The sequence below is a fragment of the Sphingomonas sp. FG14 genome (genome assembly GCF_057809675.1).
In genome coordinates this window covers 41,804-53,577 of sequence record NZ_JBMDKK010000023.1, presented here as the reverse complement: position 1 = coordinate 53,577, position 11,774 = coordinate 41,804, and the positions used below count along the sequence as shown (strand labels likewise).

At 60.4% G+C, this 11,774-nt stretch carries 10 protein-coding genes, 1 tRNA gene and 1 pseudogene; 5 read left to right on the top strand and 7 right to left on the bottom strand.

Annotation, left to right across the window (positions count from 1 at the left end; genetic code table 11):
- Positions 1-631 precede the first annotated feature (631 nt).
- Both ACODTA_RS27550 and ACODTA_RS27545 read right to left on the bottom strand, forming a co-directional pair.
- Positions 632-1,108: a Ros/MucR family transcriptional regulator gene (locus tag ACODTA_RS27550; protein WP_489070533.1), complete on the bottom strand. Its 477-nt coding sequence runs from the start codon at positions 1,106-1,108 to the stop codon at positions 632-634.
- A 172-nt stretch (positions 1,109-1,280) separates the two neighbouring features.
- Entirely contained in the window at positions 1,281-1,541 is a 261-nt protein-coding gene (locus ACODTA_RS27545; RefSeq protein ID WP_489070531.1) for a hypothetical protein, read from the bottom strand.
- Positions 1,542-1,796: 255 nt separating this feature from the next.
- Here ACODTA_RS27545 and ACODTA_RS27540 point away from each other — a divergent pair, with 255 nt between their 5' ends.
- The 3 genes and pseudogenes from ACODTA_RS27540 to ACODTA_RS27530 all read left to right on the top strand — a co-directional run bounded on the left by ACODTA_RS27540 (position 1,797) and on the right by ACODTA_RS27530 (position 3,710).
- Positions 1,797-2,492: a hypothetical protein gene (locus ACODTA_RS27540; protein WP_489070529.1), complete on the top strand. Its 696-nt coding sequence runs from the start codon at positions 1,797-1,799 to the stop codon at positions 2,490-2,492.
- 92 nt (positions 2,493-2,584) lie between these two features.
- Positions 2,585-3,223 (top strand): annotated as a pseudogene (locus ACODTA_RS27535) (integrase core domain-containing protein).
- Between the two features lie 414 nt (positions 3,224-3,637).
- Positions 3,638-3,710: transfer RNA gene (locus tag ACODTA_RS27530), tRNA-Cys, on the top strand.
- A 381-nt stretch (positions 3,711-4,091) separates the two neighbouring features.
- On the opposite strand, the gene ACODTA_RS27525 is transcribed toward ACODTA_RS27530, so the two are convergent.
- Positions 4,092-4,424 carry a hypothetical protein gene (locus tag ACODTA_RS27525; RefSeq protein ID WP_489070528.1) on the bottom strand — a complete coding sequence of 111 codons (333 nt, stop codon included), beginning with the start codon at positions 4,422-4,424 and terminating at the stop codon, positions 4,092-4,094.
- Here ACODTA_RS27525 and ACODTA_RS27520 point away from each other — a divergent pair.
- Positions 4,411-5,847, top strand: a complete 1,437-nt coding sequence (locus tag ACODTA_RS27520; protein WP_489070526.1) for a serine hydrolase — start codon at positions 4,411-4,413, stop codon at positions 5,845-5,847. The two genes, ACODTA_RS27525 and ACODTA_RS27520, sit on opposite strands and share 14 nt — an antisense overlap.
- A 108-nt stretch (positions 5,848-5,955) precedes the next feature.
- Here ACODTA_RS27520 and ACODTA_RS27515 read toward each other — a convergent pair whose 3' ends face one another.
- The 4 genes from ACODTA_RS27515 to ACODTA_RS27500 form a co-directional block, all read right to left on the bottom strand.
- Positions 5,956-7,452, bottom strand: coding sequence for an amidohydrolase family protein (locus ACODTA_RS27515; protein WP_489070524.1), 1,497 nt, complete (start codon positions 7,450-7,452; stop codon positions 5,956-5,958).
- Between the two features lie 199 nt (positions 7,453-7,651).
- Positions 7,652-7,837, bottom strand: a complete 186-nt coding sequence (locus ACODTA_RS27510) for a hypothetical protein (RefSeq protein ID WP_489070522.1) — start codon at positions 7,835-7,837, stop codon at positions 7,652-7,654.
- Positions 7,838-7,926: 89 nt separating this feature from the next.
- Entirely contained in the window at positions 7,927-8,469 is a 543-nt protein-coding gene (locus ACODTA_RS27505) for a lysozyme inhibitor LprI family protein (protein WP_489070520.1), read from the bottom strand.
- Positions 8,470-8,540: 71 nt separating this feature from the next.
- A complete protein-coding gene (locus ACODTA_RS27500; RefSeq protein ID WP_489070518.1) occupies positions 8,541-9,731 on the bottom strand; it encodes an aminotransferase class V-fold PLP-dependent enzyme in 1,191 nt (396 codons plus the stop codon).
- Between the two features lie 212 nt (positions 9,732-9,943).
- Here ACODTA_RS27500 and ACODTA_RS27495 point away from each other — a divergent pair, with 212 nt between their 5' ends.
- Entirely contained in the window at positions 9,944-11,623 is a 1,680-nt protein-coding gene (locus tag ACODTA_RS27495) for a serine hydrolase (RefSeq protein WP_489070516.1), read from the top strand.
- Positions 11,624-11,774 lie beyond the last annotated feature (151 nt).

Sequence of the window (11,774 nt, the reverse complement as noted above, 5' to 3'; positions counted from 1 at the left end):
CGGCCTGATCCACCACAGCGACCGTGGCAGCCAATACGTCTCGATCAAGTATACCCAAATGACAGGGTTCGGCATCGAGGATCAGTGCCGCGCCCATCGCTGCCTCTCTGTCCACGGCAGTGCGGTTTCTGCTTCGCTTCTAAGATGCGTCCCTGCTGTCGTAACGCATTCAATCACAGCCCTGGGTCTTCGCAGCAAAGGGTTTAGAAGACTCCAGAAGGCCCCATTGCCCTTGACCACTTTGGCTACAGCGTCCCTATCAAGGGAAAGTTTCAGGATGTCGCCCGGATCGACCTTATATGGGAAGTTCAGGTCTACAGGGTCATCGAAGGATATAGCCGTTCCTTCAATGGCTTTTCGCGGAAAGGAGCCATCTAGCAACCGTATGTTTTTTATAGCGATTTTGCTCGACGAGTGATTGTGTATGCCCACATAAAGCCAGTCAAACGGCCCGTCGTCTCCGATGTCGTACGTCCAATCGACGAAACAGCTAATCCGCTCCCGGTCCTGGCGCCTTGCTAAAAACACCGCCGTTCCGGCCGCTAGAAAAGGTGAGACGAGGTTCCAAAGGTCGCTAGCTGCCATCACGCTGCCCTCCCGACGACCAGACATTGCTACCTTACAGCTTTGCTTATCTTTTGGCTTTCGAAACCTTCTGCCCCGGCTTCCGCCCCAACCCGATCTTCAACGCCATAGCCTTGCGTGCCTCACTGTAGGACGGGGCTGTCATTGGGTAATCAGGCTTCAGATTGTACCGCTCGCGATATTCCTTAGGCGTAAGGCCATTCGTGGAGAGATGCCGGGTCAGCGTCCTGTACGGCTTGCCGTCTAGCATCGAGATGATGTGATCCCGAGACGCTAGCGACTTCCGAACCGTAACCGCGGGAACATGCTCTGGCGCTGCCTCAGCGGCGCTGCCAGAGGCTGTAAGCCCATCACCTATGGTCGTGCCACCTGATAGCTCTGTAACGGCTCCATGGATCGCCTTGAGGAATACGGGGACATCCGCTGCATCCACTCTGGTATTAGGATTGCTTAGCCATGCCATGACAAGCTCAGCGGCTAGCTCTACCGGGCTAAAACCGGGGTCTACATCTTCGATCACCATGACGGACTCCTGAGTGTCCTGTTGCCTAGTGCGTGCATCCTTGGTGGATGGGTTGCAAGCCCCTAGCTATCGAAGGGGGTGGGCGCTGGAGAAGGTGAAGTCCTAGAATAATCCGGAAGTGCTCAATCCAGTCCATTCACAGCTAGCAGGTCCGAACATCAAAGCTCACACGTCAGCATTTCGGTTTAAATGCCCCATACGGGCCGAGGGATGTGGACTTCTTTATATCTATTAAATAGTAAAATTTATGCATGGTTGAATATCCATCATCTTGAAAAATGGAGAAGGCTACGTTCCCATCAACATGAACTCCATTGTAGTTAATCAAGAATGATGAATAATCTTTGGGTGGCTGAATATCGCGACGGGCTTCGAAGGCTTCGACGTCATCAATTGAAGCTCGCGTAGGAGGTGCATTCATTTTCAAATTCATGGACATCTCCTTGAAAAGCCGCCACTATAATGAGCGGCTGTAGTCACGCTTCATCCCTTGGAATTCGCATGATCATGGATCGCCTGCAACGGGGAGGCGCCGATATGATGGTTTCAGTAAGGGCGCGCGCGGGTACGGGCCGATGAGCGGTAGTCCGAGTGGAAAGTCGCACCTGGGCTCTTGATTGGGGCGAGTGGTTTCTGGATCAAAATCCGTCAGCCGGCGTTGCCAAACGGGCGAACGTGCCTCAAAACGGTGAAGTTCGGTGACCTTAGCCAGAGGGTTGATATGAAAAGAATGCGCGCAATCGAAGCTGCAATAGCTGCGTGCTTTCTGTTGTCAGCGGCTTCGCCAACTGAAAGGGCGCAGCATTTTGAGATTTTTGGAAAATCCTTTCAGGTAATGATTCCTGAGAAATTTTGTTTACCAAGTCCTGAAATCGGAAAAAATGGTGAGAAATTTTTAAACAACTCTAGCGGCCGAATGGCTTTAATGTTTGTGCGATGCGAAACTCCAATGCATGATCCGCTTAAGGATTTCACTGCAATTGTCTCTCTGACTGCTTATGAGAAGATTGATATTACACTCGAAGGTCTTTTAAAAAATTTAGGGCCTAAATTTGACGTTCCTTTATATCGTGACTTTATGGCGAAGGAAATGAATTATACATCAGATAATTCTTATGGTGTTGGATATCCAATTAAGTTAAACGGCGATTCAATTAATATCGGTCATGATGGGGTTTGTCTTTACGTGGGTGGCGAGAGGCCTCCCCATGGAGAATACCCCTATACAACTCGTAGCGCATCTTGTTTGACATCAGTAAGCGGGAAGTTGATATCAATATCTCGCTATGATGATCCAAGTGAGGGAAAAAGCTTTGGAGCATTGCTTCGCGAGGTTCGAAGCTTGGCGCTGTCCATCAAGGCCACGAAGACTTCTAGTCGATAACCTAGGTCAGGCAGGGATATAAAATTCGAACCTATTTGTTTGATCCCACAGTTTGATGGTGCGATCCTTTCGTTGGAATGGAAGGAAGCGATATGGGACAGGTTCGTTACGGGAGCGCCATGACCACGCACGCCGTCCGAGCAGCAATACAGCGATCGCAAGCTTCGCTCGCGACGCTGAGCCGGGAACTGGGGATCAACCCGAAGACGGTGGCGAAGTGGCGTAAGCGGACGACGGTCGAGGATCTGAAGACCGGGCCGAAGGCCCTCATTCCACCACCCTGACTGAAGCCGAGGAGGCGATGGTCGTCGCGTTCCGGCAGCACACACTGCTGCCGCTCGACGATTGCCTCTACGCCTTGCAACCATCGATCCCGCACTTGACCCACTCAAGCGCTGCACCGCCTGCTCGCGGCAGATGCGCTTCGACATGATTTGCGAGGCCAATGACTCGAGCATCGGCTCACCAAGCCGAACCACCCTTGGACCAACGGTCAGTTCGAGCGGATGAACCGCACCATCAAGGAAGCGACCGCCAAACGCTTCCATTACAAAAGCCAGGATCAGCTACGCACATAACTCGCCGACTTCATGGCCGCCTATAACTTCGCCCGTCGGCTTAAAACCCTCAGCGGCCTCACACCCTATGAATACATCGTCAAGATCTGGACGTCCGAGCCAGACCGGTTCATCGTCAATCCGATCCACCAGATGCCGGGACTAAACACCTAGGCGCTGATGCCTCGATCATTTCGGGATAAGACATGGTCAGTTCGCTAACGATCATATCGCCTAGCTCCCGCGCGGCATCGTCACGAAGCTCGACAAGGAGTCTCGTCGGGGCAGCCTTTAGCGATCCAGCGATCGAACGGGACAGCTCGATATCCGTCATCACAGGTGCTGCCAACCTATCTATCGTCATCCCCATTGCCTGCCTCCATCGTCGAATCGGAAAGGCAGGAGGGTAACGGCGGGGCAGTTTGTTCTCAATATGTTCTCTTTGTCTGCGGCTACTGCCACCGTTTGCCGTGTGTAATTCCTGTGTAATCGCGCACGGAATTTGATGGTAAACGATGGTAGCCCACGGCATGCATCTTTAAAATCGTTTCAACAAACCGTTGAAATTAGTACATTTTGGTATCCGGTGGCATTCGTTGGAATAGCCACCGGAGGGTCTGCAAATCCTTGCACGCCGGTTCGATTCCGGCTCGGGCCTCCACTTCCTTAAATTGCGATGTTTTTGGGCCTGGGGGCTGCGGCCTCGATTGTGGCTTCGGCGAGGAGGCGCGCGCGCAGCCTGTGCTTAGCGCCATGACATGCTTTGAGCCCCTCCCACGCAGGTGGCCGAAGTTGTCCATGATCGCATCACTTTGCGAAGGATCGTTTCCACTTTTCCACGATGCTCCAATCGTCGCGAGCACCGGCCAGGGCATTTTCAGGTGACGCAATCCAGAGGCAATGTTCGGCGACTATGGCGTTTCCCATCGGATAGTGTCCGAGCTTGTTTTTCAGGATATGGGCCGGATTTGATTTCAAATAAAGGCTCGTGAAATTTGGGGCGGTGGGAATCTCGGGTGTCGATCCCTCTGCAGATGTGCACTCAGGTCGCGATTGAGGGATGACCGGTGGAAGCGGTGTTCGCGCCCGAATTGATCGTATCGACCGCGGGAGTTTCAAACGCCTTTGCCACGAGCGGCGCATATGGCCGCATGATGCATGTGGCGCCCGATCCGTCCGCACGACGATACCCCACCTCCGATTTTTTTTCTGTCATCTGTAAGATTTCGCGTTTTGGTTCGACTGTTCGAACCGAGCGAAGGTGTGGGCAGCGCCACGGCGCGGCTCCAGGCGTGGATTGACGATATGAACGCATTGAGAAGAGGAAAAACATGAGAAAGCTTGCAAGGCCATTGTTGACGATGCTGACGCTCACCGCGCTTCCTGCGGCCGCTCATGCCCAGAACGATGCCAAGCCGGCGGCGGCGCCCGCGCGGCCGCCGCTGCCGGCGAACTGGGTGCTGCCTGCGAACGCGAAGATCGCGGAACTGATCGACGCCCGCATCGCCCAGCGCCCCGGCGAGGGGATCGCTGTCGGCGTGCTCGATCGATCGGGCCGGCGGATCGTCGCGCGCGGTCCCGGAGGGAAGGCTGCACCGTTCGGCGATCGCACCGTTTTCGAGATCGGTTCGATGTCGAAGATATTCACGGCGCTGCTGCTGGCCGACATGGTCGTGAAGGGTGAGGTTTCGCTCGACGATCCGGCCGAGAAATATCTGCCCGCCGGCGCGAAGATGCCCGAGCGGAACGGCCGCAAGATCACGCTGCGTGATCTGTCGAACCAGCATTCGGGCCTGCCGCGGCTGCCGAGCAACATGCCCTTCGGCAATCCCGAGGACCCGTATAGCGACTATACCGAAAAGATGATGCTCGACTTTCTGGCGGGGTATGAGCTGACGCGGGATGTCGGCAGCCAGTTTGAATATTCGAACCTTGGCGTCGGCCTGCTCGGCTATCTGCTCGGCCGTGCTGGCCACAGCGATTATGAGACCATGATCGCGCGACGGATCACCGGTCCGCTCGGCATGCGCGATACCGCGATCACGCTTTCGACCGATCAGAAGGCGCGCTTTGCCCAGGGGCATGATGCCTATATGCGGCCCACCGGCGCCTGGAGCTTGCCCACGCTGGCCGGCGCCGGCGCGCTCCGATCGACCATCACTGATATGCTGATCTTCGTGAGTGCCGCGTTGGATCCGAAGTCGCCGATCGGGCCGGCGATGAAGCTGGCGACTGCGGAACGGTGGCCGCTCGGCGCGCCCGGCAGGGCCATCGGGCTGGGCTGGATCATCAGCGAAGTGGACAAGGGCCGGGAGACGCTGTTCCACAACGGCGGCACTGGCGGATTCCGTGCGGCTATGCTGCTGGAGCCCGCAAGAGGCAGCGCCGTCGTCGTGCTGACCAACGCATCGGTCGAACCTTCAAGCGACGATCTCGCCAGCCATATTCTGCTGGGGACGCCGCTTCAGCCGCTGGTTCCGGTTCCGCCCCCGCCGCCGCCGTCGACACTGGTCAAGCGGACCGAGGTGACGCTGCCGCCGGCCGAGCTGGACCGCGTGGTCGGCCGCTACGAACTCGCGCCCGGCGTTGCGATCAACGTCGCGCGCGAAGGTGCCGGGCTGACGGCGCAGTTGACCGGGCAGCCGGCCTTTCCGATCTTCGCGGAGGCGCCACTCAACTTCTTCCTGCGCGTGGCGGACGCGCAACTGCGCTTCGTCGCGGGGCCTGACGGGAAGGTGACGGGCGTGGCGCTGGTCCAGGCCGGCCAGTCGCAGGAGGCCAAGCGGATCGCGCCTTGAGGACCGGGCGACGGCATTTGCAAGGATCGCCGTCCTTGCGGTTGCGCCATGCGAACGGGTGCTTGTCACCTGTTCGCATGGCATTTCCAGGCACGGGCGGCCCGCTCCCTATTTGTCGCCGCGCTTGACGCCGACTCCCGGGAACAGGTTCGGCGTGATCTTGCCGTTTTCCGCCATCACCTTGCCGGCGACCAGTACGTAGCGATAGCCGCTCGATGCCTGGAGCGGCTTGTCGTAAGTGGCGTTGTCCTTGACGGTGGCGGGATCGAAGATGCTGATATCAGCGTCCGCACCCACCTGGATACGGCCCTTGCGCGCCATCGCAGGCGCGACCTTCTCGAGGCGCTTGGCGGGCATGATCGTCATCTTGGCGAGCGCGGTCTTGAGGTCGAGCAATTTGCGTTCGCGCACATAATGGCCGAGCACACGGCTGAAGCTGCCGGCGCCGCGCGGATGGACGTTGGATTCGACCATCGGCATGCCATCGGACGCGATGGTGACGAACGGATCGGCCATCGCTGTGTCGATCGCGACCTGCGGGATCATGAAGATGACCACTTCGCCGCCGGGCTGCTCCTTGCGATATTTGTTGAAGCTCTCCTCGGTGAGCCGCTCGCCGGTCGCGGACCACTGGACATCCTTGTAGGTGATGCCCGAGCGCTGCTGCCAACCCTCCGAGAAGAACTCCGATCCGAGGGCGGTGGAGCCCGCCTCATAGGGGTAGGCTTCCGTGGTGACATCGACGCCGTGCTTGGCTGCGCCCTTCAATATCTCGATCACGGTCGGTGCGTCGCCGAGCGAGGTCGAGGTGACGTGGACGAGTTGCAGCGCGGCCCCGGTCGATGCGGCGTCGGCGATCAGTTCGTTGGCCACCGCGATCGGCATGCCCGGCGCGCGGCTCGGCTCACGCATGCGGGCATGGACGAAGACCGGTACGCCATGTTTCGCTCCGGCCTTGAACGCCTTGTAGATTTCGCGCCGCCCGGTCGCGGGCGTGTATTCAAGGCCGATACCGATGCCGAGCGCGCCGGCCGCGATCTCGCGCTCCACCGCCGCGACGATCCGGTCTTCCTGCTGCTCGTCGGCGGAGGTGACCAGCGCCTGTGGGGAGATGACGAGCGCGGCGGTCGGGGGCGCTCCCGGCGTGCCGCACCTCTTGTCGCTCAGCACCTCGATACGCGCGCACAGGAAGCTGGCGGTGGCGCCATAGTGGATCAGCGCCTTGCCCTGCTTCTCCGCATAGAAATTGGCGACCGGCATCGTTCCGATCTCCATTTCGAAAGCCGAGGTCACGCCGTCGAGCAACTGGAAGCCCTGGCTTTTCAGGTCCTGGCCATGGGCGTGATAATCGATGAAGCCTGGTGCCACCACCTGGCCTTTGGCATCGAGCACGCGCTTGCCCTTGAGCGGGCCGGTCGAGATCGCAGCGATGGTGCCGCCATTGATGCCGACATCGGCCACTTCGTCGCGACCGCTTTCCGGATCGATCACGCGACCGCCCTTGATGACGATATCGTAGCTCGGCTCCTGCGCCATGGCAGACGTTGCGGCTATCAGGGGAAGCAGGCAGCTCGCGGCGAGAAATTGTCCAAAACGCACTGTCATTGTCTCCCTTGGATACGGTCGTTCGATATCGGTAAGGGCGAACCATCAAAAGAATTTCCGATTCGGTCAAATTTTCTCTGATCGGGCGGTGCAAATCCATGCGCTGGCAAGGGCTGCTTCTCCCTCCGTCGGTTGATGGGCATGTGCCATCGCGACGAGCCGGGCTCATCGTGGCCGTTCGGTTCCTGTCGACCTGAATTCAGGCGTGCTGGCTGGAAGCGTGCGCGCCGGCGTTCGGAATATGCGATCCGCTGGTGGCCTGGCGCTCATAGGCGTCGGCCAGCTTGTGATAGAAGATCGCGGCCGTCGTTCCCTGTTGTTCGCGGGCGCGGGCGCGTTCCTCGTCTGCGCGGCGCCGGAAATAGGATTGGTCGAAATGGTCCAAGGCGATTCTCCCCAGAAACGTCACGCGGGTCCATGCTGCCGTCACTCGGCGCGGGAGTCGAGTCCTGTGGCGCGGCCGTTGGGCGAGGGTCAGCCGGCCATGGGCTGGAGCGTCACGCGCCGACGGATAGTGGCGTTCAGCAGGCAGGCGGGCACTTCCACCAGATCGATCGTTCCGCCCAACACGACCCCGCGGCATTCGGCGTCACGTTCCCCGATCCAGGCGCGCTCCTCCGTGCGCAGCCTGGCCTGACCGGCGGGATCGCGCTTGGCGAGGGCGGCGCGATAGGCGGCGTTCAGCCGGTCGTCCTGCAGCTTCAGTTCGGCATGGAAGCATCCGCCCATCGCCACCGAAACACCTTTGGCGGCATCGCCGGAATTCAGGCAGGCCTCAAGCGCAGGCGTGTATTGCGCACGCACCTGTTCGTCCGAAAGCTCGATCTTCGAAGGTTCCGGCGCGGTTGCGTTCGCATCGGCCGCGTCGGTCTCGACGGCTGCGTTGGCCACTGGCCCGCGTGCGGCATCGCCGGCGGCCTCGGCTGTTCTGTTGCCCTTGTCGGCGGTCGGGGCCGCGCCACGATCGCAGGCGGCGGTCAGGAGCAGCAGGGCGACGAGGGAAAGGCGCGATGGCATGGGGCGATCCTGGTTATGACGCGATGATAACGCACGAAGCGCGAAGACGGGCGCGCGATGCACCGGTTGCGCTAGGCCAGCCTGGCGACCGCGTCGGCGAACAGGTCTATCTCCTCCTCGCTATTATAATAATGCGGCGAGGCGCGGACGAGATTGGGCAACCCGCGCCGCCAGGCGTCGATCGGGGTGCTGGTGGGGACAGAGACCGACAGATTGAAGCCCTGCGCCGAAAGCCGCGCGACCGCGTCGGCGGCCGCGATGTCGGACAAGGTGAAGCCGATGATGGCGGCTGGATCGGGGCCAAGATCATGGATCGAAATGCCCGGAATATCCGCCAGCCGCGCGCGCATCCGATCGCCGAGCAGCCGGCAGCGCTTCTCGATCCGATCGAGCCCGATCTCCAGCGCGTAATCGATCGCCACGCCCAGGCCGAGCCGGGCGGCATAGTCGGATTCCCAACTCTCGAACCGGCGCGCATCGGGGCGCAGTGAATAGCCACCATCACCTGCGTATTCGGCGCCGAACAGGTCGATCATCGCGGGTTCGATGCTTTCCAGCAGAGCGCGGCGGATATAGAGGAATCCGGTGCCGCGCGGCCCGCGCAGGAACTTGCGGCCAGTGGCGGCGAGCATGTCGCAGCCGATCGCATCCACGTCGATCGGCAATTGCCCGGCCGCCTGGCAGGCATCGAGCAGATAGGGAACACCGTATGCACGCGCGATCCGGCCGACTTCGGCGGCGGGATTGACCAGCCCGCCATTGGTGGGGATCCATGTGATAGCGATCAGGCGGACGCGTCCGTCGATCATCGCTTCCAGCGCCCGCGGATCGAGCGTTCCGTCCGTCCGATCCGGGATCGTTTCCACCACCGCGCCCGTGCGCCGGGCGATCTGGAGATAGGCGAGGTAGTTGGCGGCGTATTCTGCGGTAGTGGTCAGGATGCGGTCGCCGGGGCTGAAGGTCTGCGCATAAAAGGCCCATTGCCACGCGACGGTCGCGTTCTCCGCCAGCGCGATCTCGTCGACATGCGCGTTGAGCAGCCGGGCGACGCTGCGATACACGCCTTCGATCCGATCCGATTGTTCGGCCTTTGCCTCATAACCGCCGATCTCCGCCTCCCGCCGAAGGTGATCGGTGACCGCAGACAGCACAGGCGCGGGCATCAGCGCCGCGCCGGCATTGTTCAGATGGATGCGATGCGCGGTGCCGGGGGTCTCGGCGCGCAGGCGGGCGAGTTCGTCGGGGGTGAAGGTTTCGGCCATCAGGCTCCTTTAATCGATGTTTGAAGAGGTGATCACGCAGTATCGGGCGCGGTGTCGGTTGCGCGACCCAACTTTTTTTCTGTCCGGTTGGACGAATCGATTTTCATGATATGAAATCGATTTTCTGTTTATCCAAATCCATCGCGAGATTCTCCATGCGCTCAGCCAAGACCCTGCAGTGTTCGCTTCTCTTCGCCGCGCTTGCCGCATCCATGGCTTCACCGGCGCTGGCGCAGTCCGCCAGCCCCGCCGCGGCGGAGGCGCTGGAGGCGGGGCGCGAAGCTGCGGTTGATGCGCTGTTCGCGAGCATCGGGGCCGGGGATCCGGGCGCGGCACTGGGCGTCTACAGCAAGGGAAAGCTGGTCTATGCCAAGGGCTATGGCATCGCCGACATGGAGGATGGCCGGCCGATCACGCCGCAGACGCAGTTCCATGTGGCGAGCGTGTCCAAGGAATTCGCCGCCTTCGCAATCGCGCTGCTGGCGCGCGACGGCAAGGTGGACCTTAATGCAGATATCCGGCGCTACCTGCCCTATGTCCCGGATTTTGGCGAGGTCATCACGGTCAATCACCTGATCCATCATACCAGCGGACTGCGCGACCAATGGTCGCTGTTCGTGCTGGGCGGGCAGGATATGGACAATCGCCTGCGCCAGAAGCAGGTCGTGAACATGGTGTCGCGCCAGCGGGCGCTGAACTTCAAGCCCGGCAGCGAATATAGCTATTCCAACACCGGCTACACCTTGCTCGCGGAAATCGTGCACGCGGTGAGCGGGCAGACGCTGCGCCAGTTCACCGAGGAACGGATCTTCAAGCCGCTGGGCATGACCAGGACCTTCTTCTTCGACGATGTCGACGAGATCGTGCCGGGCCGCGCGCAATCCTATAATCGTGAAAACCCGGACAAGCCGTGGAAGCGCGAGCTGCTCAACTACGATAATGCGGGCGCGACCAGCCTGTTCACCACCGTCGAGGATCTCGCCAAATGGGCGGGCAATTTCACAAATCCGGTGGTGGGCGATCGCGCACTGATCGATCAGGTGACGACCAATGGCACGCTTTCGGACGGCAAGCCGATCACTTACGGTTTCGCGCTCCAGCGCACCAGGATCGGCGGGCGCGAGGTGATCACCCATTCGGGCGCCGATGCCGGTTTCCGTGCGATCTTCGTTTATTATCCGCAGCAGGATTTCGCGGTGGCGATCACCGCCAACACGCCCTTCGACGCGGCGGGCAAGAATTTCGGGCTGGACCTTACCGCGCGCGTCGCGGCGATCGCGGATCTCTATCTGCCCAAGGTGCCGGCGCCCGCCGTTCCCGCCATCGACAAGAAACCCAATCCCGCGCCGCTCGTCGGTACCTATTTCAATCAATATGCGCATACGCTGAAGCTGGAGGCGCGCACCGACGGGCTGTATCTGGACGGCGGCTATGGCAAGCCGACCAAGATGACGCAGCGCGCCAATGGCAGCTTCGATTCCGGGCCGCCGGTGCGCAGCTATTTCACCACGGTGAAGGCTTCGGACGGCACCATCGCCGCCATCGAACAGGTGTCGCCCGATGAATCGCGCGTCACACGTTTCGACCGGATCACCCTCGCCACGCCCTCGGCCGCGACGCTCGCGGATTACGCGGGGAATTATTATAGTGATGAGTTGGACGCGACATATACGATCGCGGTGGAGGGCGATCATCTGTCCGTCCGATCGATCTGGATGCCCGATCCGGTCGCGCTGAAGGCGGTGGTGGCCGATCGCTTCGAATCCCCGTCCTGGACGCTGGGCGCTGTCGCTTTCGATCGTGATGCTCAGGGCAAGGTCAGCGGGCTGAAGGTCCATGCCGGTCGTGTTCGCCATGTTGCGCTGCGCCGGCTGAACGAACCGCTGCGCTGATCGAACGTATCGCGCGTTTGCGAGGCGCCGGTTCGCGATCGATGCTTTGTAAGGTTGATCCGATCGATCGGATCAACCGTTCCCGAGTGTTGTTCACCGCGATTTCCGGTGCGCCGGATGAGTGCATTCGCGAGATCAGGCTGCGCGAACT